This is a genomic window from Amycolatopsis sp. NPDC104775, assembly GCF_055583325.1.
The window spans coordinates 112,952-133,521 of the sequence record NZ_JBVJOE010000014.1 but is presented as its reverse complement, the minus strand read 5'-3'; the positions used below and the strand labels follow the sequence as shown (position 1 = coordinate 133,521).

Annotated in this window: 22 protein-coding genes; 14 read left to right on the top strand and 8 right to left on the bottom strand. The window is 70.0% G+C overall.

Annotation, left to right across the window (positions count from 1 at the left end):
- Positions 1-42: 42 nt before the first annotated feature.
- The 5 genes from ACZ63D_RS39690 to ACZ63D_RS39670 all read left to right on the top strand — a co-directional run bounded on the left by ACZ63D_RS39690 (position 43) and on the right by ACZ63D_RS39670 (position 3,474).
- Positions 43-906, top strand: a complete 864-nt coding sequence (locus ACZ63D_RS39690; protein ID WP_465359473.1) for a PHP domain-containing protein — start codon at positions 43-45, stop codon at positions 904-906.
- A gap of 1 nt (position 907) precedes the next feature.
- On the top strand, positions 908-1,540 hold the full coding sequence (locus ACZ63D_RS39685; RefSeq protein ID WP_452078373.1) for a MarC family protein: 633 nt from the start codon (positions 908-910) through the stop codon (positions 1,538-1,540).
- Between the two features lie 51 nt (positions 1,541-1,591).
- Positions 1,592-2,467, top strand: a complete 876-nt coding sequence (locus ACZ63D_RS39680) for a RecB family exonuclease (protein WP_465359472.1) — start codon at positions 1,592-1,594, stop codon at positions 2,465-2,467.
- A gap of 324 nt (positions 2,468-2,791) precedes the next feature.
- Complete coding sequence (locus tag ACZ63D_RS39675) at positions 2,792-2,950, top strand: hypothetical protein (protein WP_465359471.1); 159 nt, start codon at positions 2,792-2,794, stop codon at positions 2,948-2,950.
- A complete protein-coding gene (locus tag ACZ63D_RS39670) occupies positions 2,947-3,474 on the top strand; it encodes a hypothetical protein (RefSeq protein WP_465359470.1) in 528 nt (175 codons plus the stop codon). The genes ACZ63D_RS39675 and ACZ63D_RS39670 overlap by 4 nt, the downstream gene beginning before the upstream one ends.
- A 6-nt stretch (positions 3,475-3,480) precedes the next feature.
- Here the strand turns inward: ACZ63D_RS39670 and ACZ63D_RS39665 are convergent, their stop codons facing one another.
- Together ACZ63D_RS39665 and ACZ63D_RS39660 are read right to left on the bottom strand one after the other, a co-directional pair.
- The gene (locus ACZ63D_RS39665) at positions 3,481-4,659 is read right to left on the bottom strand and encodes an Rv3212 family protein (protein ID WP_465359469.1); all 1,179 of its coding nucleotides are present in this window, start codon (positions 4,657-4,659) and stop codon (positions 3,481-3,483) included.
- 998 nt (positions 4,660-5,657) lie between these two features.
- Positions 5,658-7,244: a DEAD/DEAH box helicase gene (locus ACZ63D_RS39660; protein ID WP_465359506.1), complete on the bottom strand. Its 1,587-nt coding sequence runs from the start codon at positions 7,242-7,244 to the stop codon at positions 5,658-5,660.
- A gap of 572 nt (positions 7,245-7,816) precedes the next feature.
- Here ACZ63D_RS39660 and ACZ63D_RS39655 point away from each other — a divergent pair.
- A complete protein-coding gene (locus tag ACZ63D_RS39655) occupies positions 7,817-8,452 on the top strand; it encodes a ferritin-like fold-containing protein (protein WP_465359505.1) in 636 nt (211 codons plus the stop codon).
- Between the two features lie 103 nt (positions 8,453-8,555).
- Positions 8,556-8,786, top strand: a complete 231-nt coding sequence (locus ACZ63D_RS39650; RefSeq protein ID WP_009072973.1) for a DUF3107 domain-containing protein — start codon at positions 8,556-8,558, stop codon at positions 8,784-8,786.
- A 62-nt stretch (positions 8,787-8,848) separates the two neighbouring features.
- Here ACZ63D_RS39650 and ACZ63D_RS39645 read toward each other — a convergent pair whose 3' ends face one another.
- Both ACZ63D_RS39645 and ACZ63D_RS39640 read right to left on the bottom strand, forming a co-directional pair.
- Positions 8,849-9,169, bottom strand: a complete 321-nt coding sequence (locus ACZ63D_RS39645; RefSeq protein ID WP_465359468.1) for a DUF4873 domain-containing protein — start codon at positions 9,167-9,169, stop codon at positions 8,849-8,851.
- Between the two features lie 14 nt (positions 9,170-9,183).
- On the bottom strand, positions 9,184-9,972 hold the full coding sequence (locus ACZ63D_RS39640; protein ID WP_465359467.1) for a TetR/AcrR family transcriptional regulator: 789 nt from the start codon (positions 9,970-9,972) through the stop codon (positions 9,184-9,186).
- A gap of 116 nt (positions 9,973-10,088) precedes the next feature.
- Between ACZ63D_RS39640 and ACZ63D_RS39635 the strand changes: the two genes are divergently transcribed.
- The 3 genes from ACZ63D_RS39635 to ACZ63D_RS39625 all read left to right on the top strand — a co-directional run bounded on the left by ACZ63D_RS39635 (position 10,089) and on the right by ACZ63D_RS39625 (position 13,584).
- Positions 10,089-10,997: an AurF N-oxygenase family protein gene (locus ACZ63D_RS39635; protein WP_465359466.1), complete on the top strand. Its 909-nt coding sequence runs from the start codon at positions 10,089-10,091 to the stop codon at positions 10,995-10,997.
- Positions 10,994-11,896, top strand: a complete 903-nt coding sequence (locus tag ACZ63D_RS39630) for an alpha/beta fold hydrolase (RefSeq protein ID WP_465359465.1) — start codon at positions 10,994-10,996, stop codon at positions 11,894-11,896. The genes ACZ63D_RS39635 and ACZ63D_RS39630 overlap by 4 nt, the downstream gene beginning before the upstream one ends.
- 101 nt (positions 11,897-11,997) lie before the next feature.
- Positions 11,998-13,584, top strand: coding sequence for an ATP-binding protein (locus ACZ63D_RS39625; RefSeq protein WP_465359464.1), 1,587 nt, complete (start codon positions 11,998-12,000; stop codon positions 13,582-13,584).
- 1 nt (position 13,585) lies between these two features.
- On the opposite strand, the gene ACZ63D_RS39620 is transcribed toward ACZ63D_RS39625, so the two are convergent.
- Entirely contained in the window at positions 13,586-14,260 is a 675-nt protein-coding gene (locus ACZ63D_RS39620; RefSeq protein WP_465359463.1) for an alpha/beta fold hydrolase, read from the bottom strand.
- 5 nt (positions 14,261-14,265) lie between these two features.
- Positions 14,266-14,889, bottom strand: a complete 624-nt coding sequence (locus ACZ63D_RS39615; protein WP_378308497.1) for a TetR/AcrR family transcriptional regulator — start codon at positions 14,887-14,889, stop codon at positions 14,266-14,268.
- 81 nt (positions 14,890-14,970) lie between these two features.
- Between ACZ63D_RS39615 and ACZ63D_RS39610 the strand changes: the two genes are divergently transcribed.
- From ACZ63D_RS39610 to moeZ, 3 genes are all read left to right on the top strand, one after another.
- Positions 14,971-15,984: an alpha/beta fold hydrolase gene (locus tag ACZ63D_RS39610; RefSeq protein ID WP_465359462.1), complete on the top strand. Its 1,014-nt coding sequence runs from the start codon at positions 14,971-14,973 to the stop codon at positions 15,982-15,984.
- An 80-nt stretch (positions 15,985-16,064) separates the two neighbouring features.
- Positions 16,065-17,228: a DUF3152 domain-containing protein gene (locus ACZ63D_RS39605; protein WP_465359461.1), complete on the top strand. Its 1,164-nt coding sequence runs from the start codon at positions 16,065-16,067 to the stop codon at positions 17,226-17,228.
- 98 nt (positions 17,229-17,326) lie between these two features.
- On the top strand, positions 17,327-18,508 hold the full coding sequence (gene moeZ / locus ACZ63D_RS39600; protein WP_465359460.1) for an adenylyltransferase/sulfurtransferase MoeZ: 1,182 nt from the start codon (positions 17,327-17,329) through the stop codon (positions 18,506-18,508).
- A gap of 52 nt (positions 18,509-18,560) precedes the next feature.
- Here the strand turns inward: moeZ and ACZ63D_RS39595 are convergent, their stop codons facing one another.
- Both ACZ63D_RS39595 and ACZ63D_RS39590 read right to left on the bottom strand, forming a co-directional pair.
- Entirely contained in the window at positions 18,561-19,136 is a 576-nt protein-coding gene (locus tag ACZ63D_RS39595; protein ID WP_465359459.1) for a dihydrofolate reductase family protein, read from the bottom strand.
- Positions 19,133-19,555, bottom strand: a complete 423-nt coding sequence (locus ACZ63D_RS39590) for a VOC family protein (protein WP_465359458.1) — start codon at positions 19,553-19,555, stop codon at positions 19,133-19,135. Before ACZ63D_RS39590 ends, ACZ63D_RS39595 begins: the two co-directional genes overlap by 4 nt.
- A gap of 167 nt (positions 19,556-19,722) precedes the next feature.
- Here ACZ63D_RS39590 and ACZ63D_RS39585 point away from each other — a divergent pair, with 167 nt between their 5' ends.
- On the top strand, positions 19,723-20,520 hold the full coding sequence (locus ACZ63D_RS39585) for a TIGR02569 family protein (RefSeq protein ID WP_465359457.1): 798 nt from the start codon (positions 19,723-19,725) through the stop codon (positions 20,518-20,520).
- Positions 20,521-20,570: the final 50 nt, after the last annotated feature.

The following is a 20,570-nucleotide window of genomic DNA, read 5'->3' as shown; positions in this document are numbered from 1 at the left end:
CCGGCGCCGGGGTGACGCAGCGCATCGTCGAGAATGGGTCCGATGCGCATCGACCTGCACGCCCATTCCACGGCCTCCGACGGTACCGACAGCCCTGCCGAGCTCGTCGGCGCTGCCGCGCGTGCCGGTCTCGACGTCGTCGCGATCACCGACCACGACACCACCGCGGGCTGGGAACCGGCCGCCGCGGCCCTTCCCGCCGGAATGACGCTGGTGCCGGGCGCGGAGCTGTCGACGGTCTCGATCGACCCGGACACCGGCTACGAAATCAGCGTGCACCTGCTCGCGTATCTCTTCGACCCGGCCGCGCCCGCGATCGTCGCGGAACAGACGCGGCTGCGCGTCGAACGGCGCACCCGGTTGCGGCGGATGGCCGAGCGGATGGCCGCCGACGGCCTCCCGGTCGACGCCGACGAAATCCTGGGCCTGCTCCCGGAAGACTCGCCCGCCGGACGGCCGCACCTCGCGCAGGCGCTCGTCCGCGCCGGGCTGGTCAGCTCCGTCGACGAGGCGTTCGGCGACTATCTGCACAGCCGTCGCGGCTACTACGTCGCGCGCCGCGACACTCCGGTCGAGGAAGCGATTGACATGGTCACCGCTGCCGGCGGGGTTACCGTGATCGCGCATCCCTTCGCGTTCAGCCGCGGCGCGACGATCAGCGAGGACACTCTGCGCGACCTGGCGGCCCGCGGGCTCACCGGCGTCGAGGTCAACCATCCCAACCACGATCCGGCCACCCGGGCGCGCACCCGCGAGCTGGCCGACGAACTGGGCCTGATCCGCACCGGGTCCAGCGACTATCACGGCACGAACAAGACCATCGGGCTCGGCCAGGAAACGACCGAACCGGACCAGCTGGAGGAATTGGTGGGGCGGGCGACCGGCTTTTCAGTGGTGAAGGGCTGAGATGGCCGTCTCGGATTTCTTCGACGCGAAGCTCTTCATGAGCGCGACGATCACCCTCGTCGTGATCATGGACCCGCCCGGCACGGTGCCGGTGTTCCTGAGCCTGGTCGGCCGCAAACCGATGGCTACGCGGGTGAAAGCGGCCCGGCAGGCGGTGCTGGTGTCGCTGCTGGTCATCTCGCTGTTCGCGGTGGCCGGGCAGGCGATCCTGGCGTATCTGGGCATCGGCATCCCGGCGCTGCAGGGCGCGGGCGGCTTGCTGCTGTTGCTGATCGCGCTGCAGCTGCTCACCGGCAACGCGGGCAGCAATGAGCCCGAGGCGGCTGAGGACGTCAACGTCGCCCTCGTCCCGCTGGGCACGCCGCTGCTGGCCGGCCCCGGCGCGATCGCGGCGACCATCGTGTTCGTCCGGCAGGCCGACGGGCACATCGGGGCCTACATCGCGCTGGCGCTGGCGATCGTGACCGTGCATTTCGTGCTCTACACCTGCATGCGGTTCTCCGGCGTGGTCATCCGCTTGATCAAGGAAAGCGGCATCACGCTCCTGGCGAAGATCGCCGGTCTGCTGCTCGCCGCCATCGCGGTCGAGCTGGTCGCGAATTCGGTGCAGGGCTTCATCGCCGGCGCCGGCTAGCTGACGGCCCGCGCCGGAAAGTGTCGGTGGGGGTGCGTAGCGTGGGCGTCGATGGAAGGGGGCGGCGTGAAAGAACAGCTGGGGTTCGACTTCGGCGTCGAGCAACCGCAGCGGCTCACCAAGGTGTCGCCGGCGCGGCTGAGCACCTTTGACGATTGTCCGCGCCGGTACCGGTTGGCCTACCTCGACCGGCCGACGCCGCAGCGTACCGGGCCGTGGGCGCACAGCACGCTGGGTGCGGTGGTGCACAACGCGTTGCGTGCGCTTTTCGACCTGCCCGTGGCGAAACGGACGCCACAGCGGGCGATGGCGCTGGTGTCCGAGCACTGGAAGGACGCCGGTTTCGCCGACGACGACCAGGCCGCGCGTTACCGTGCGCGAGCGAAAGGCTGGGTCGCGGAGTACGTGGAGGACAACGACGTCAGCGACGATCCGGTGGGCCTGGAACGCTGGGTGTCCGCGCCGGTCAGCACCACCGGCGGCCGCCCGACGATGATCATCGAAGGCCGAGCCGACCGGATCGACCAGCGCGGCGGCGAACTGGTGATCGTGGACTACAAAACCGGCCGCCGCGCCCCGGACGAACACGAGGCCCGGGCGTCTCAGGCATTGGCGATGTACGCCGTGGCTTCGGCCCGCACTCTGCGCATGCCGTGCACGAAGGTCGAGTTGCACCATTTGCCGTCCGGCACGATCGCCGCGGCGGAACACACGCCGGAAACCTTGCAGCGGCACCTGGAACGCGCCGAGGAGACCGCCGGGGATTTGCGATTGGCAGCAGATACCCTTGACGCGGGCGGCGATGGAGACACGGTGTTCCCCGCCCGCCCCGACCGCCGCTGCGCCTGGTGCGACTTCCGCCCGAGCTGCGTGGCGGGACAGCAGACGGCTCCTGCCGCGCAACCGTGGGATTTGCTTGCGCCGTAGGGGATTTCCCGAGATGTGGATTGGACCCGAGAATCGTGGCGTCACCGGACATTGAGGAAACGGCCCGCGGTGAGGCTGATGGTGCGCGGGGGCGCGGGGCTGACCGGGGGCGTGGCACCGGGGGCGGTCGGTCGGTTCGTCATGCTGCGGCTGGGGATCAAGACGCGCGTGGGGCTGAGGTGGAGGGCCGGAGTGCTCGCGGGGCTGTGAGCGAAGGGCCGGGTCGCGGTGCCGCGGCTGGAGATCAGGGCGCTCGTGAGGCCGCGACCGCGGGCCGGGGTGCGGCAAGGAAGGATCTTGCCGCAGCGAGGAATGGCAGGGCCGGTGGAGAGCACCGTGCCGCAGGCGGTCGTGGTCGGCGTGCTCGTGGCGGGGAGAATCTGGCCGGTGGCGTGGGCTGCGGAGATGTCGCGGATGGTGCTGTGGCGCAAGATCACGCGACGGCAAGCTTGTCCGATAACGGAGGTACGACCGGCGACGTGACTGTGGACAGCGACAATGCGGTGACAGCTGATCTCGCGGTTGCTGGGCATGCTGAGGCATCCCCTGAATCGGCGGAGGATCGCGCAACGGCCGCAGTTATCCATGACTCGGCATCGGTCCACAGTGCGGCAGCCGACAGCGAGGCCGCTGTAGTCGAGGAAGAGCCTACGCGCGACAACCTGTCCGGCGGCGGAGAAACGTCAGCCAAACCCGAGCGTCACGAGCCGTCCGTGGGGCGGAAGCCGCGGAAGTCTCGGGGGCGGTGGTGGCGCGGGTTCACCGGGTCGGTTGCGGCGGGGATGGCAGTACTGGCCGTTGGGGTGCTTGTCGTGGGCGTGTTGTGTCTCGTCAACGGCGCGCCGGGGCCGGGTGTTCTCAAGCTGGTCGGGCATCCGGTCGCCGCGGTGATTATGCTTGCGCTGCAACGGATCGCCGACCGTCGCGTGGGGAAAGCGGCGGTGGCCGCGGGGGTTGGGGTGCTGGTCGTCGCGGGGGTGGCGTTCAGTGTGTTGTGGTGGTTCTGAGCCGGGTCAGCGCAGGGCGGCGACGTTCGGGCCGCGTTGTTCCAGCAGGACCGGGCCTAGCGCGGTGAGGCGGACGGGGCCGGTGTAGGCGCCGCGGTCGACGCCGACTGTGCGGAGGGTTGCGCCGTTCGTTTCGTCGAGTACGGCCAGGCCGCCGCGGATCGGGACTACCAGCTGGGTCGCGAAGGTGATTCCTGGGCCGAGCGTGCCGTCGAGGGTCCAGCGCGGGGACAGGTCGTCCCGGGACAGCGCGACGGTTTTCGAGCCGGTGAACCAGTACATCCCCGCCGCGGTGCGGGTCGTCGCTTCGGTGCCGCCGACTGGATCGTTCGCTACGTCCGCGGCGGGGAGATCCATGGGGTAGGCGGCTTTTTGCGAACCGTCCGCGCCGTAGACGACGTAGAGCTTCTGGTCTGGCAGCAGGACACCGGTGAGGTCGCCGGACATCGCGATCACCCGGGCCCGCTTGCCTGCCAGCAGGGCGGTGTAGGTGACCTTCGGTTCGTCCTCGTGCTCGGCGGTCGCTTTGTAGACGGTCAGGCGGTCGGTGCGGTCGCCGGGGCAGCGTTCGATCACGCCGATTTTGTCGGCGGCCGCTGCTACCGTGCCGTAAGTGCAGTTGGGGCGGGGTTGCTTGTTCGCGTTTTGCAGGAACGGGACTTTGCCGTACTCCATGCTCTTCACGAGATCGTCGCGCCACGTGTCGAGGAGATGTTTGCCGGTCGTCGTGACGTGGCTGCCGTCGCTGACCAGACGGGTGCCGAGTTCGGCGTCGCCGTTGCGCTGCGCGGTGATGCGGCCGGTGGCCGGGTCGAGCTGGGTGACCTCGCTGCAGCCCATTGTCTTGTGGTACACCGCGTTCACCCGGCCCCAGGCAGCGTCCACAGTGCACAGTCCCAGGTTTTCGCGGGTGTAGTGCCAGCGGATCTGCCCGGTGAGCGGATCGCGGCCGGCGACCTCGCTGCCGTCCGCGGTGGTGACGGTGTCGGACTGTCCGATCGGGATCGGCGTCGCGGCGCTCGGGGCCTGCCACAGCTGCGTCATCGACCCGGGCACGGAAGCAGGCGGCGACGGGAGGGCGCGCGGCGGATCGGCCAGCGCACGGCTGGTGTGCAGGTTGTCGCTGGTGGCGGCGACGATCGCGGCGACCACCGCCACCACGACGACGATCGCGCCCGCGATCACCCGGTCCCGCCCCCGATTCCACGGCGAGCGGCGGGCTTTCCCGGGCGGCGCAACGGGATTCGCGGCGGGAGGGCGGGGGAGGAGGTTTTCGGAACCGTAGGGCTCGGCGGAGGCGCTGGCTCCGGCGGGTTCGCGGGTGGCGTGCGAGATGGGGCCGGTTTGGGCCTCGGGGGTGCCGGGCGGGGTCGCGGCGTGGGTGCCTGCGGTGGGAGCCGGTTCGGCGGTCGGGTCCGCAGCCTGAGCGCCGGGGAGGGCCGACGTGGTTTCGCCTGAGCCGGTCGGGGTCGCTCCGGTGGAAGCTGGGTTGGAGGCGGCCGTCGCTGAGGTTGCGGCCTGCGCTCGCGGGGTGGCTGAGGTGGCGGCGGTGTTTTCGGCAGGCTCGCTTGGGGACGCTCCGGTGGAAGCTGGTTCAGCGGCGGCTGTAGCTGAGGTTGCGGCCTGTGCTCGGGGTGTGGCTGGGGTGGTGGCGGTGTTTTCGCCAGGCTCGCCTGAGGGCACTCCGGCGGAAGCTGGTTTGGAGGCGGCCGTGGCAGGGGTTGCGGCCTGCGCTCGCGGGGTCGCTGAGGTGGCGGCGGTGTTTTCGCCAGGCTCGCCTGGAGACACTCCGGCAGAAGCCGGTTCGTCAGCAGCCGTGGCGGAGCCCGCGTCGTGCGGCCCGAAAACTGCTGACGCGGCAGCGCTCCCAGCCGAGCCCGAGGCTGCCTCAGCGGAGTCGCCAGCAGACCCGCCTGGTCCGGCGGAAGCCTCCCCGGCCGAACCACCGGAAGCAGCCACCTCGCCCGAAGAGCGAATCCCGTCCTGCTCGGCAGCAGCCGCCTCGGCCGGACCTGGAACCCGACCGGCCTCAGCGTCCGGGACGGGTGCCCCGGCCGGAAGGTCCGGCCGGGGGTTTTCGTCGGGATTCGCGGGAGTGCCCGCTACGTTCGATCCGGGCTCGGGGGGCGTTTCGTCGGTGCCGTTCCCGTGGTCGTTCACGTAACTGACTCCCGGTGTGTCGCTCAGTCTGCCGACGCAGGTGTATCAGATGCGGACGGACGGCGGCGACGGCGGCGGCGTGCCGGGCGCTCCGAGGTCTCTCCGGAGTCGGACGTCGTCGCGGGGGTGGCGTTGCCGGTGGAGGTCGACGGGCCGGTCGCGTCGGCTCCCGAACGGGTGCGGCGGCGGGTCCGGGGGCGGTCTTCCTGCTGGTCCGACGCGGCGGCAGCGTCCGCGGATTCGACGGCCGCGGCGGCACGGGCGCCACCGCGGGTCCGCTTGCGCGGGGCGCGGTTGCGTTTGCGCGGGGCTTCCTCTTCCTCGGAAGCGGAAGCGGAGCCGCGACGGCCGCGGCGCTTGCCGCCCAGGTCTTCTTCCTTCTCCGCGGACAGGCCCGCTCGCGTGCGCTTCGACAGCGGCAGGCGGCCCTTCGTGCCCTCGGGAATGCCCAGGTCGCTGTACAGGTGCGGCGACGACGAGTACGTCTCCACCGGCTCTGCCAGGTCGAGGTTCAACGTGTCCGAGATCAGCTTCCAGCGCGGTTCCTCGTCCCAGTCGACGAGCGTGACCGCGACACCCGTGCGTCCGGCGCGGCCAGTGCGGCCGATGCGGTGCACGTAGGTCTTCTCGTCCTCGGGGCACTGGTAGTTGATCACGTGCGTGACGTCGTCGATGTCGATGCCCCGAGCCGCGACGTCGGTCGCCACCAGGACGTCGACCTTGCCCGAGCGGAACGCGCGCAGTGCCTGCTCGCGGGCGCCCTGGCCGAGGTCGCCGTGCACCGCGGCCGCGGCGAAACCGCGTTCCACCAGATCGTCGGCGATCTTCTGGGCGGTGCGCTTGGTGCGGGAGAAGATCATCGTGAGCCCGCGGCCCTCGGCCTGCAGCGCTCGCGCGATCAGCTCCGTCTTGTCCATCGAGTGCGCGCGATAGACGAACTGCGCGGTGCGCTCGTGGATCGCGCCGGCGTCGTTCTCCTCGGCGCGGATGTGCGTGGGCTGGTTCAGGAACGTGCGGGCGAGCGTGATGATCGGGCCCGGCATCGTGGCGGAGAACAGCATGGTCTGCCGCTCGTCCGGCACCATCCGGAGGATCCGCTCGATGTCCGGCAGGAAGCCGAGGTCCAGCATCTCGTCGGCCTCGTCGAGGACGAGCCCGCGGACCTTGCCGAGCACCAGGTGCTGCTGCTCGGCGAGGTCCAGCAGCCGTCCGGGCGTGCCGATGACGACGTCGACGCCCTTGCGCAGCGCCTCGATCTGCGGCTCGTACGGCCGTCCGCCGTAAATCGCCAGCGTGCGGATGCCGAGGTGCTTCCCGGCTCCCTTGAGGTCGTTCGCGACCTGGATGCACAGCTCGCGCGTGGGCACCACGACCAGCACCTGCGGGGTGCCGTCGCCGGGCACCTGCACGCGGTGCAGCAGCGGGACGCCGAAGCCGAGCGTCTTGCCCATGCCGGTGCGGGCCTGGCCGATGAGGTCGTCGCCGGCCATGGCCAGCGGCAGGGTCAGCGCCTGGATGGCGAAGGTGCGCTCGATCCCGGCTTCGCCGAGCGCCTTGACGATTTCGGGTTTCACTCCGAACGACGCGAACGTCGGCGACTCCTCGGCCACCGGGGCACCGGCCTGCAGCGGGTGCGACGTGTCCAGCGCGGCCGGCCCGTTTTCGCTGTGCTCGAGAGCGACAGCGGGGGTGGCCTGCGCGGTTTCGGTCTGTTCGGTTGTGGACTGTTCTGCGGTCAGGGTGATCGCCTCTCTCGTGACCAGCGCGCACAGGCCGGTTGTCACTCGACACTCGACCGGGGGCCTGACTCACGCCGCGGCCTCGTCTGACAGGCCGGTGGCGCCGGAGCCGCCCTCCCGGGAATGCCGCTAGGAGGCGTGCACGCACACTTGCGGCGAACTCCGGTCGCCCTGGTGGCACCGGCCGCTCGCCTGGTTCCCGCCGCTCCTGGGGCCTCTCGAAAAAAGGCGGTCCGGCGCGGCGAAGCTCTGGTTATCCGTCCCCACTGTACCTGGTCAGGTGTTTTCCGGGGAATACCGGGAGCGGCGGCGCGGCGTGGGATCGGTCTCTTCACGGCGCGGGCCTGCGGTTCGGCGATACCCTCGTCGCCGTGACCGACCCCGCCGAAGCCAGGCCCGCAGCGCCCGCAGCGCCCTCAGCGCCCGCCGCATCTCCGTCCACGATCAGCGAAGGCGTCGTCGACCTGCTCGGCGTGATCGCTTACCTGGAGCTGTCCGCCTTCGACCGGATGGCCGAGGACGCCCGCAGCGCGCCGACGCTCGCCGGCCGCGCCGCGCTCGCCTCGATGGCGGCCGCCGAGATCGGGCACCTCGATCTGCTGACGAAGCATCTGGCCGCGAACGGCGTCGCGGTCGAGGACGCGATGGCCCCGTTCGTGTCGCAAGTGGATGCCTGGCACGCCTCCACCCGGCCCAAATCGTGGCTGGAATCGCTGGTCAAGGCGTACGTCGGGGACGGGCTCGCGGCCGATCTCTACCGCGAGATCGCGAACTGGCTCGACCCCGAGACGAAGGACCTGGTGCTGACCGTGCTCGCCGACACCGGGCATTCGGCGTTCGCCGAGCGCGAAGTCGCGGCCGGGATCAAGGCCGACCCGAAGGCCCGCGACAAGCTCGCGCTGTGGGGGCGGCGCCTGCTCGGCGAGGCGCTCACCCAGGCGCAGTACGTCGTGGCCGAACGCGATGGCCTGGCGGAACTGATCGTCGCCGGGTCCGGCGACCTCGCGGGAATCGGCGCGCTGTTCCGCCGGTTGCAGCAAGGGCACACCAAACGCATGCAGGCGCTGGGGCTGGGCTGAGCGAGTGGTCACGAGTCACCTGCTGGTCGCGCGCCACCGCGGCGGCCCGCTTCGGTTAGCCTTGCCGGGCGTAGTCACAACGAGTTTCCAGCGGAGGTCCCACGTGGAGGTCAAGATCGGCATCAAGGACACGCCGCGCGAGCTGGTGGTGTCCAGTGGCCAGACTCCCGAAGAGGTGGAGAAGCTGGTCGCCGAGGCGCTGACGGCCGGTGACGGGCTCTTCCGCCTCAACGACGAGAAGGGCCGCAAGTACCTGGTCCCGTCCGACCGCATCGCGTACGTCGAGATCGCCCCGTCCGACGTCCGCAAGGTCGGGTTCGGCGTCGGCGACTGACCCAGCCGTACACGAGAAAAGGCCGCTCCGGAGATCGCTTCCGGAGCGGCCTTTTCGTCTGGTCAGGCGGTGGCTTCCTCGACCTCGGCGAGGGTTTTCGGGACCGCGAAGGGCGGCGTGGACGTGCCGGTGAGCCGGTAGCGGCCCCACGGGTCGGGATCGGACAGCTCGCCCTCGGCGGTGTGCTCGCCGACGCGCACCTCGCACGGCTTCTTGCGCCCGCCGACCGCCTCGGCCAGCTTCGGGTTCGCGGCGACCCGGCCGTACCAGTGGTAGTAGCCGTCGATCGGCTGGAAGTAGCCGCGCAGCTCGACGTCCGCGGCGAGTTCCGCGCCGTCGACGACCAGCGTCGCCGGGCCCGTGTAGCCGTCTTCGTCGCTCATCCGGAGTCCTCTCGTCAGCCTGCGTCGCTTTTCGTGCCTTCTTCGGTGCGTCCGAGCTGGACGACCTTGTTCTCCTCGAGCGGCAGGTTCGGGTCGATCACCACGCCTTGCTGGCGGGTGAGCCCGTCGATCGCCGCCCAGATGATCTGGGTGAGGTACTCGACCACCGAATCGCGGCTCATCGACCGCCGGTCCAGCCACCATTCGCCGGTGCTCTGGACCATGCCGACGATCCCGTGCGCCCACGGTTCGGCCGCGCCGGAGTCCATGTTGAACATCCGCATGTAGTCGCCGAGCAGTGCGGTCAGCGCGGTGGCGATGACCTCCTTGTCCTCCGCGACGACGTCCGAATCAGTGGTTTTGCCCGGCAGTCCGCCGTGGGCCAGCAGGCGGTACAGGTTCGGATGTTCCTCGATGACGCCGAAGAACGCGTCGAGCGCCATCCGGATCCGCGGCACCGGCGCGAGCTCCGCGTTGATCGCCGGGATCAGCCGTTCGAAAAGGATCTCCGTGCCGCGCTGGCCGAGTGCGACGTACAGGTCGGCCTTGTCCTCGAAATGCCGGTACAGCACCGGCTTCGTGACGCCCGCTTCCGCGGCGACGTCCTCCATGCCGAGTTCGGGCCCGTGTGCGTCGAGCGCGCGCAGAGCCGCTTCGACGAACTCCGCGCGCCGGGCGATGCGGTGCTTGCGCCAGCGATCGCGGCGGGCGTCGCCGGTGCCTGCCGTGTCTTTTTCGGTGTCGGCTGCCTGCTTGCCGGACTGCTTGCTGGAGCGCTTGACACGTTCGATCACGGCGGTCATGCTACCAGAGGTAACTGTTACCACGGGTTACATGTTCTGGAGCACAGTTCCCGTGGCGGCAGGCGGGACGCGGCTTCTCGATTCAACGGCGAGTCAGGCGCTGGAAGGGGCTGATGATGACGCGGACGCTCAAGGTGACCGACCGGGAGGCGACGGCACAGCGGTTGCTGAAGTCGGCGGCGAACAAGTTCTACGACCCGGATGTCGACATCGACTGGGACGCGCCGCTGGTCGAGGGCAAGCGGTACATCCTGCCGGAGCGCTCGTCGCTCTACGGCACGCCGCTGTGGGACCGGCTGAGCCCCGAGCAGCGGATCGAGCTGGGCAAGCACGAGATGGCCAGCATCGCGACCACCGGGCTGTGGTTCGAGATCCTCTTGATGCAGATGCTGCTCAAGGAGGTCTACGAGCAGGATCCGACGACGGCGCACGCGCAGTTCGCGCTCACCGAGATCGCCGACGAATGCCGGCACTCCACGATGTTCGCGAGGATGTCCGCGCGGATCGGCTGCCCGACCTACGGTCCGGTGCCGGTGCTGCGGCAGTTCGCGAAGCTGATGCCGACCATTTCCTACGGCCCGGCGCGCTACGGCGCGATCCTGGTCGCCGAAGAAGTGCTCGACCGGCTGCAGCGCGAGCAGATGAACGACGAGGAGATCCAGCCGCTGGTCCGGATGGTGAACCGGATCCACGTGCTGGAAGAGGCGCGGCACGTCACCTTCGCCCGCGAGGAAGTCACCCGCGGCATGGCGAAACTCGGCCGCGCGGAGATCGCCTACCAGCAGTTCAGCATCGCGCTGATCTCGTACTTCGTGACGCGGGCGTTCATCAACCCGAACGTCTACAAGGCGGTCGGGATCCGGCCGCGCGAGGGTGTCGAGACGGCGCTGAACAACCCGCACTGGCGCGCGACGATCGCGTGGGCCGGGGAGAAGATCATGCCGTTCCTGCAGGAGTCCGGCCTGGTGGGGTTGCCTGGGAAACCGTTCTGGCGCAAGTCGTTCCTGTTGCCGGAGGCGAAATGACTACCGTAGAACGGCTGCGTAATCCGGCTCGCGAGCATCGGTTCGTGACCAGCGACGGTTGCGCGCTGCACGTCGAGCTGAGCGGTCCGGCCGATGCCGCGGTGACACTGGTGCTGGTGCACGGCTGGACGCAGGACCACCGCACGTGGGACGGGGTCATGGAGCACCTCGGCCCGGGCGTCCGGACGTTGCGCTACGACCTGCGCGGGCACGGCGGTTCCGCGCCCGCGACGAAGGAAACCGGGACGATTCCGCGGCTGGCCGACGATCTGGCCGAGCTGCTCGCCGCCCGGGTCCCGTCGGGTCCGCTGGTGCTCGCCGGGCATTCGATGGGCGGCATGACCATGATGGCGCTGGCCGAACGGCATCCGGACCTGGTCCGGGACCGGGTTGTCGGAGCGGCGTTCGTGGCGACGTCGTCGGGGCAGATGGACCGGATCACGTTGGGACTGCCCGGAATGGCGGGCCAGTTCTCCGCGCGGTTCGAGCGCCGGCTGGCGAAAGCGTTGTCGCATCGCAAAGGCGAGCGGCTGCCATTGAGTCCGGCGATGGTGCGGTCAGGCGCGCGGTTCCTCGTTTTCGGCGACCACCCGCGCCGCACGGACCTTCGCCTGGTCGCGGACCAGCTGTTGTGCGCACATCCGGCGAGCCTCGGCGCGTTCCAGGACGCGATTTCGACGCACGATCGGCGCGTCGCGCTGGCAACCTTGCGCGGTACTCCGTCCGTGGTGCTGGCGGGGGAGAAGGACCGGCTTTGCCCGCTGCCGCACGCGAAAGTGATCGCGGACGAGCTGCCGGACGCGGAGTTTGTCCGGTTTCCCGGTGCCGGGCACATGCTGCCGCAGGAGCGGGCGGGCGAGGTCGCGAAACGCATCGGAGCGTTGCTGCGGGTTTCGTGACCCTGCGCGTTCGCGCTCGTACCTGACTGTCGGCTGTTCCCAGCCGCCCGGCGCTGTCACGCTGGGCGGTTGGGATGTCGCCGACAGGACGGGACGGGCGCATGGGGCAACCGCTGAGCGCGCACGTCAACCGGAGCCTGATGGCGATTTCCCGGCGAGCGGAAAGCGTGGACCGGCACACGCTGGCCAAAACCTTCGTGGTGGCCGGGTCGTTCTCGGCGATGCTGAATTCCGCGGACCACCAGATCCTTTACGGCCGTCGCGGTACCGGGAAAACGCACGCCTTGCTGTATCTGGCCGATCTGGTCGAGGAAACGCACGATGTCGCGGTGTATCTGGATTTGCGCACGATCGGCTCCACCAGCGGGCTGTATGCGAATCAACAGCTTCCGGTGCCGCTTCGCGGAACTCAGCTTCTCGTGGACACGCTGGAGGCGGTGCACGAACAACTGCTGACCACGGCGATCGAGACCCGGGTTTCCGACCAGGAAGGCTTGTTGCAAGGGCTGGACGAGCTGACCGAGGCGGCGACGACCGTCGAGGTCGTCGGCAAGGTCGAGCGGGAGACGACTGTCGGGGGCTCAGCGGAGCAGTCGACCAGCGCCGGGGCGTCGGCCTCTTGGGGGCCGGGCGGTCCGCGTGGTCAGGTGACGGTTTCGGGCAGCAGCCGTCAGTCGGTCACGGCTTCGGATCGGTTGCGGCGCAGCGGAATCGAGCATCACCAGGTCATTTTCGGGCCGCTCAGCCGGGCACTGGTCCGGATCACGGCCGCGCTGGCCCCGGCCCGGCTGTGGCTGTTGCTGGACGAGTGGAGTTCGATTCCCCTTGAACTGCAACCGTTACTGGCGGATTTGCTGCGCCGCAGCGTGCTTCCGACCCACGGCACGACGGTCAAGATCGCGGCGATCGAACGCCGGTCGCGGTTCCGCGAACCGGGCGGCGAAGGCGATTACGTCGGCATCGAGGTCGGCGCGGACGCGGCGTCGGCGGTCAGCTTCGACGACGTGCTCCTGTTCGATCACGGGCGAACCCAGTCGAGGCAGTTTTTCGCCGAACTTTTCCTCAATCACGTACGACCGCGGATGCCGGTGACGGACGATCCCGCGGAATTCGTGGCCACCGCGTTCAGCCGCACGGCGTTCCCCGAACTCGTGCGCGCGGCGGAAGGCGTGCCCCGCGACGCGATCAACATCGCCGCGCTGGCCGCCCAGCACGCGAACACGGCGACGATCGGGATCCGGCACGTCCGGCAGGCCGCGCAGGATTGGTATCTGCGGGACAAATACGCGGCCATCGCCGGGAACGAACCGGCCTTGACGACGCTGCGGTGGCTGGTGGACGAGGTGGTCGGCCGACGGCGCTCCCGCACGTTTCTGCTCGACCACGCCAGCGGCGCGCACGAGGAGACCATCCGCGATTTGCACGACGCCCGGCTCATTCACCTGGTGCGGCGAGGCGTCGTGAACCGAAAACGGCCGGGAACGCTCTACGACGGGTTCGCCATCGACTACGGCTGCTACGTCGCCTTGCTGGCGGAAGGCGAACAACCGTCCCAGCGAAGCAAATCCGACGACTGGCTGACCGATCCACACGGTGCCTTGCCGGACAGTGCTCACCTCGAGAAACTGCTGATCGAACTGCCCGGCGCGGCGAGATCGGTGCCGCGTCAGCGAAAACCGCGCGAGTGAGCTAGCGGAGCCGTTCGAGCGCGGCGGCGGTGGCCGGGACGTCTTCCCAGATCGGGGAGTGCCCGGTTTCGACAGTGACGAGTTCGCTGTCCGGCAGGTGGTCGACGAGGTACTGGGCGTCGGCGAGGGTGCGGGCCCGGTCGTGGATTCCGTGCAGCACCGTGACCGGGCAGCGGATCGACGCCAGTCGCGGCGTGAGGTCCAGATCCCGTTGGCTGGTCAGGACTTCCAGCGCGGCTTCGGCCGGGACGCGGGCGGCGTAGGCGAGCAGTTCAGCGCGCAGCTCTGGCGGCAGCGGCAGGGCGAAGGACCGATCCAGGACCGCCGCGTGCAGGCCAGGGCCCCAGCCGGAAGCGATCGTGGCGAGGATCCGGTCGACGTCGCCGTGGCCGCGCATGTGCGCGCCGGTGTTCGCGAGCAGCAGCGCCGACACCAGGTCCGGCTGGGTGGCCGCGACCATCGCCGCGATACAGCCGCCCGTGGAGTGCCCGATCAGCTTGACTGGGCTGCCGTGCTGTTCGATCCGCTCGGCGACCCGCGCCGCGATGTCCTCGATCCGCCACGGACCGGGCGCGGTCATCCAGTCGACCGCGTCCAGCTCGCCGGGCAGCGCGGCCGCCAGCGGGGCGTAGATCCGCGGGCTGCACAGCGTGCCCGGCACCGCGACCACGCGCACTGGGGTCAGTTGTCCTTGAGCGGGAAACCGCCGCCGATGCCGCGCCACGCGAGGTTGGCGGTGAGCGCCACCGCGTCCTCGCGGCTCATCGACTGGTTGTGCTGCAGCCAGTAGCGCGCGCTGACCTGGCTCATCCCGACCAGGCCGACGGCCAGCAGCCGGGCCTTCTCCTCGTCCAGCCCGGCGTCGGAGGTGATCGTCTCGGTGATGGCCTCGACGCTGGCCGAGGTCGCGCGGTCCACCGCCTCCTGCACGGCGGGCTCGCCGCGCAGATCGGACTCGAAGACCATGCGGAACGCGCCCGCGTCGTTGTTCACGAAGTCGAAGAACGCGCCGACGGTGGCCGGAACGCGCTGGCGGTTGTCCGAAGTGGAGTTCAGCGCGCCCTGCACCCGGCCGACCAGGTCGTCGACGTGGCTTTCCAGCAGCGCGATGTAAAGGTCGAGCTTGCCGGGGAAGTGCTGGTAGAGCACCGGTTTGCTGACCCCCGCCTCTTCGGCGATCTCGTCCATCGCCGCCGCGTGGTAGCCGTGCTCGGCGAAGACGCGCTGCGCGGCCGTCAGCAACTGGGCCCGGCGCTCGGTCCGGGGCAACCGGACGCCTCGTTGCAGTCGCGCCATGTCCGTCATTCTTCCTCCGTCCGCAGCCTTCGCCGGGCGGGTTCACCACCGCGTGAAGTGAATCTGACATTACCCGTGGGTACGCCCGAAATGCCAAGGGTCAGGCATCCTGGACAGGTGACCACCACGACCTCCCGCCCCGCCACCGCGGCGGCGGTCCGCCCGCCGGTGACCCAGGTGCCATTGTCGACTACGCCCCTTCCGCCGCTCGACGGGGCGCTGCCTGCTTGGCCGGGGACGGTCGAAGACGGTCTGCACGTCCGGCACACGCCCGGCCCGGACGGCACGCCCGCGGTGTACGTGCACGGGCTCGGCGGATCGTCCACGAACTGGACCGATCTCGCCGCGCTGCTCGCCCCGACCGCCGCCGGACAGGCCGTTGACCTGCCCGGATTCGGCTATTCGGAGCCCGCGGAAGGATTCGCCTACAGCCTCGACGACCACGCCGACGTCATCGCGGGGCGGCTGGAGCGGCTGGGCCGGCCGGTGCATCTGCTCGGCAACTCGATGGGCGGCGCGATCTCGCTGCTGGTCGCCGCGCGGCGACCGGAGCTGGTGAGGACTCTCACCCTGATCTCCCCGGCGATGCCGGACCGCCGTCCGGACCCGCGCCGGCTGTCCGATCCGCTGATGGCGCTGGCCTACCTCCCGGTGGTCGGGGCAAGGGTGCGCCGCCGGATGGCCGGGATGACCGCCCGCGAACGTGCCGCGCAGGTCATCAAGCTGTGCTTCCACGATCCGGCGCGGTTCCCGGACGCCCGGCTGGACGAACTGGTCGAGGAGCATGCCGCGCGCGCCGGGTTCCCGTGGGCGCTGGCCGCGATGGAGCGCAGCACGTTCGGCATCTTCCGGCGCTGGACCGCGCTCGGCGCCGCGTCGCTGTGGTCGGTCGCCAAACAGGTCCAGGCTCCGACGCTGGTCGTCTGGGGACTCCACGACCGGGTGATCTCGGTCAAGCGGGCGCCGCGGACCGCGCAGGCGATTCCGCGCGCCCGGATGCTGGTTCTGCCGCGTACCGGGCACGTCGCGCAGATGGAGCGTCCGCAGGTGGTCGCGCGGGCCGTGCTCGGGTTGTGGGAGGGCGCGGACAAGGGCTCCTGGTAGCCCGAACGGGGGACCGCGGATCACCGCGGAGCCCGCCAGTCGCTTCCGGGAACGCCGCCGCCGTGTGGCACCCTGGGTCGGTGGACCGGCTGAAGCAGGACGCGCGAGCGAAAGACCGGCGGGGACCGACCGCCGGGTCGGCCCGGCGTTCAGCGTCCTCCGAGTCCGGCGATCCGGAGTCCGATTCGCCGCGCGTCGGCCAGTACCGGCCCGCGCGGAAACCGGCCCAGCGCGTGGGCGAGGACCGGTACCGGCCGGGCAGCAGGCGCACCAGCGCCGAGCCGCTCGCCGCCGCCTGGAAACCCAAGGACGGCAGCTCCGAGAAGCGCCCGGCGCCGAAGAAGAAGCAGTCGCCGTTCGCCCGGTTCGTGAAGACCTACGGCTGGCGCGTGTACGCGCTGCCGATCCTGGCTGTGATCACCGTGCTGGTCGCGGTCAACACCGCCACCGGACCGACCGACGCCGGTACCGCGGGCAGCGGCGGCGAGGTGGCGTCCGGCGACACGTCGTCGGGGGCGATCGACGGGGGCGGCGGCATCCCGGAGAACCCCGCGCAGCCGGTGAACCTCAACGTGCCCACCGCCGATCTGCCCAATGGCGGCCCGTTCACGCAGACCGGCAAGGGCACCTGGCACGTGGTGCCGGGGTCCGGCGACGTCGTGGGCAAATCCGGGAAGCTCTACACCTACACCGTCGAGGTCGAGGACGGCATCGATCCGGCCAGCTACGCCGGCGACGACAGCTTCGGCACCGCGGTGCAGGGCATTCTGTCCGATCCGCGCAGCTGGACCTGGAACGGCGAGATCCGGTTGCAGCGGGTCGACGCGAGCTATCCGAACCCGAGCTTCCGGGTGAGCCTCACCACGCCGGACACCACGCACCGGCCGGACGCGTGCGGGTTCCAGATCAAATTCGAGGCCTCGTGCTACCGGCGCAGCATGGGCCGGGTGCTGATCAACCTGGCCCGCTGGGTGCGCGGCGCGAAGGTGTACCTCTCGGACATGACCGGGTACCGGCAGTACGCCATCAACCACGAGGTCGGGCACGCGCTGGGCAACAACCACGTCGGCTGCCCCGGCAACGACCAGCCCGCGCCGGTGATGATGCAGCAGTCGTTCGGCGTGGCCGACGACTACGTCGCGATGCTCAACAACATCCCCGGCGGCGACAAGGGCAAGGTCGCCGCGGACCATCGCGTGTGCAAGCCGAACGCGTGGCCGAACCCGACCCCGCCGGGCCAGTAACAACGTCCCACGATCTGAGAGCAGGGAAGTCTCCCTTGCGGGCGGGCGTTGAACATACTGGGATCGACTACGCGACCCGCGCGAGTATGGAGGACCCGATGTCAGACACGGCACTGCCGCCGCTCGTCGAGCCGGCAGCCGAGCTCACCAAGGAAGAGGTGGCCCGGTACAGCCGTCACCTGATCATCCCGGACGTCGGGGTGGTCGGGCAGAAGCGGTTGAAGAACGCGAAGGTCCTGGTCATCGGTGCGGGCGGCCTCGGAAGCCCGGCGCTGCTGTACCTGGCGGCGGCCGGCGTGGGCACGCTCGGCATCATCGACTTCGACGTCGTCGACGAATCCAACCTGCAGCGCCAGGTCATCCACGGCCAGTCCGACGTCGGCAAGCTCAAGGCCGCGTCGGCGCAGGAATCGATCGCCGAGATCAACCCGCTGGTCAAGGTGCACCTGCACACCGAGCGGCTGGAGTCGGCGAACGCGCTGGAGATCTTCCGGCAGTACGACCTGATCCTCGACGGCACCGACAACTTCGCCACCCGCTACCTGGTCAACGACGCGGCGGTGCTGCTCGGCAAGCCGTATGTGTGGGGTTCGATCTTCCGGTTCGAGGGCCAGGTCAGCGTCTTCTGGGAGGACGCGCCGAACGGCAAGGGTCTCAACTACCGGGATCTCTACCCCGAGCCGCCGCCTCCGGGCATGGTCCCGTCCTGCGCCGAGGGCGGCGTGCTGGGCGTGCTGTGCGCGTCGATCGGCTCGATCATGGTGACCGAGGCGATCAAGCTCATCACCGGCATCGGGGAGCCGCTGCTCGGGCGGTTGATCTCCTACGACGCGCTGGAGATGAAGTACCGCGAGGTCAAGATCCGCAAGGACCCGGAGACCCCGAAGATCACCGAGCTGATCGACTACGAGGCCTTCTGCGGCGTGGTGTCGGACGAGGCTGCCTCCGCGGCGTCGGGCAGCACCATCACCCCGGCGGAACTGAAGGCGAAGTTCGACTCCGGCGAGGACTTCGCGCTGATCGACGTCCGCGAACCGCACGAGTACGAGATCGTCAACATCAAGGGCGCCACGCTGATCCCGAAGGACCGGATCCTTTCCGGCGAGGCGCTGGCCGAACTGCCGCAGGACAAGCCGATCGTCCTGCACTGCAAGTCGGGCGCGCGCTCGGCCGAGGCGCTCGCCGCCTTGCACGCGGCGGGTTTCAAGGACGCCACCCACCTCGGCGGCGGAGTGCTGGCCTGGGCCCGGCAGATCGACCCGAGCCTGCCGACCTACTGAGGTTTGCCCGTGAAGGACTCCTTGCCGGACTTGGCTTCCGGCAAGGAGTCCTTCACGCGTTTTCGATCCAGTACCGCAGGTGCGTGACGCCGCGGCCTTCGAGCCGCCGCACCAGCTCCAGTTCGACCTGGCCCAGTCCGGTCGGCTCGAACAGCCGCCGTCCGTCGCCGAGCAGCACCGGGATGAGATGCAGTTCCAGTTCGTCTAGCTGGCCCGCTGCCAGGAGAGCCTGTGCCGCGCCCGCGCCGTGCACCAGTACGGCTCGGTCTCCCGCTTTGTCCCGGGCCTCGTCGGCACACGCGTTGACGTCGGTGTAGAACTTCGCGCTGCCCGGCGGCTCGTCGGCCGGGTCGATGCGGTGAGTGAGCACGTGGATCGGGACGCCGTCGTGGTGGTCGCCGTTCCACCGCTTGGCCAGCTCGAACGTGCGGCGTCCGGAGATTACGGCACCGGTTGCCGAGGCCTCGGCGTACACCTGCCCGTTGACGCCGTCCGACACCCGGTCGTCGAGCCAGTCGAACAGCCGGAAGCCGTCGCGGCCGAGTTCCTGGCCCGGCCGGTCGTCGGGTCCGGCGATGTATCCGTCGACCGACATGGACATGTACAGCCGCACTGGTGTCCTGCTCATTTCTCGTTCCCCTTTTCCGGCCAGTCGGCGGCCGTCATGCCGTCGGCGTGGCCCGCGGGCCACTGGACTAGTTCGATGCGGCGACCGTCCGGGTCGGCGATGAATGCCGTCCGCATGCCCGCTCCGTGTTCGTGCACCGGGGAGACCGGCTCGATCTGGTGGCTGGCCAGCACGGCGAGCGTGTCGGCCATCGACTCGACCTGCACGACGAGGTGGCTCACGTCGGTGCCGCGCTCGACCGGCTCGCCGTCGTGCACGAGTTCGACGGTGACGAACTCGTCGCCGGGGAGCTTGAGCATGGTCAGCTGCCCGACCGGCGTCTCGGGCACCGTGCCGACGGTCTCGTAGCCCAGTGCCGTGTAGAACTCCAGCGACCGCTGGATGTCGGTCACCCGCAGTCCGATGTGCAGGGTCCTCATCCCGGTACCTCCCGTCTGGCCCGCTCTCACCAGTGCGTCGATCGAGGAGCGCCGGATTCGACAACCGGGATTGCCGCTCGGCCATCCGGGCGTTGCGCCCGCGAAGCCGCCGATGACCAGCGAGTCTCGCCAAGAACTCGCCGCGCACCGGCGTACCCTTCCCCTTTGTGCGGTCAACCCTCGAACGTCCCTCCGAACGCGTCTGCTCCGCGTTCGGCAGCGACGCCGACGCCATCACCCTCCTGCCGGACTCGGAGGCCTGGCACGCCGGAGACCTGGTCTTCAAGCGCGTAACCGACCGCTCCCGAGCCCTCTGGACCGCCCGGGCGCTGGACTTCGCTGAGGACCCCGGCCTGCGCATCGCCAAGCCGGTGCGGTCGAGGGACGGCCGCTGGATCGTCGGCAACTGGTCGGCCTGGCGCTACCTTTCCGGCACCACCGAACACCGCTGTGACGAAGCCGTTCTGGCCGCGGTCCGGCTGCACCGGGCCACCGCCGACCTGCCGCGTCCGGATTTCCTCTCCGCCCGGGACGACCGGGACGCCATCGCCGACCGGATCGCGTGGGAGGAACTGGACCGTGCACTGCCTGAGGAAAAAGGCGGCCGCTGGTTCGAGATCCTCGCCCCGGCTCGCCGCCCGATCAAACTCCCGCACCAGGTCGCCCACGGAGAACTCCTGTCCGGCCTGCTCTTCGACGGCGACGCGGCTCCCGGAGTGGTCGATTTCGCCGCGTACTACCGCCCGGGCGAATGGGGTGCCGCGATCGCCGCGGTCGACTCCCTGAGCTGGGGCGGAGCGAGCGGTGCGCTCCTGGAACGCTGGGCGCACCTCCCGGAATGGCCACAGCTCTTGCTGCGCGCCATGCTCTTCCGCCTCGCCTCGCACGCGCTGGACCCCCGGTCCACCAACGCCGCTCTGGACGGCCTGCGCGCCGCGGCCCGCGAGGTCAGCGCGATCCTCTGACTCACTGCGCACCTCCGCCACGACGGCGGGCAATGTCAACTCCCCGAAAC

What these genes read in the sequence shown, in the direction of transcription:
- ACZ63D_RS39625 (WP_465359464.1), top strand. Translation starts at nt 11,998, where the DNA reads ATGGGGCAACCGCTGAGCGCGCACGTCAACCGGAGCCTGATGGCGATT.
- ACZ63D_RS39630 (WP_465359465.1), top strand. Translation starts at nt 10,994, where the DNA reads ATGACTACCGTAGAACGGCTGCGTAATCCGGCTCGCGAGCATCGGTTC.
- ACZ63D_RS39640 (WP_465359467.1), bottom strand. Translation starts at nt 9,972, where the DNA reads ATGACCGCCGTGATCGAACGTGTCAAGCGCTCCAGCAAGCAGTCCGGC.
- ACZ63D_RS39615 (WP_378308497.1), bottom strand. Translation starts at nt 14,889, where the DNA reads ATGACGGACATGGCGCGACTGCAACGAGGCGTCCGGTTGCCCCGGACC.
- ACZ63D_RS39590 (WP_465359458.1), bottom strand. Translation starts at nt 19,555, where the DNA reads ATGAGGACCCTGCACATCGGACTGCGGGTGACCGACATCCAGCGGTCG.
- ACZ63D_RS39595 (WP_465359459.1), bottom strand. Translation starts at nt 19,136, where the DNA reads ATGAGCAGGACACCAGTGCGGCTGTACATGTCCATGTCGGTCGACGGA.
- ACZ63D_RS39610 (WP_465359462.1), top strand. Translation starts at nt 14,971, where the DNA reads ATGCCAAGGGTCAGGCATCCTGGACAGGTGACCACCACGACCTCCCGC.
- ACZ63D_RS39645 (WP_465359468.1), bottom strand. Translation starts at nt 9,169, where the DNA reads ATGAGCGACGAAGACGGCTACACGGGCCCGGCGACGCTGGTCGTCGAC.
- ACZ63D_RS39680 (WP_465359472.1), top strand. Translation starts at nt 1,592, where the DNA reads ATGGAAGGGGGCGGCGTGAAAGAACAGCTGGGGTTCGACTTCGGCGTC.
- ACZ63D_RS39690 (WP_465359473.1), top strand. Translation starts at nt 43, where the DNA reads ATGCGCATCGACCTGCACGCCCATTCCACGGCCTCCGACGGTACCGAC.
- moeZ (WP_465359460.1), top strand. Translation starts at nt 17,327, where the DNA reads ATGTCAGACACGGCACTGCCGCCGCTCGTCGAGCCGGCAGCCGAGCTC.
- ACZ63D_RS39685 (WP_452078373.1), top strand. Translation starts at nt 908, where the DNA reads ATGGCCGTCTCGGATTTCTTCGACGCGAAGCTCTTCATGAGCGCGACG.
- ACZ63D_RS39635 (WP_465359466.1), top strand. Translation starts at nt 10,089, where the DNA reads ATGACGCGGACGCTCAAGGTGACCGACCGGGAGGCGACGGCACAGCGG.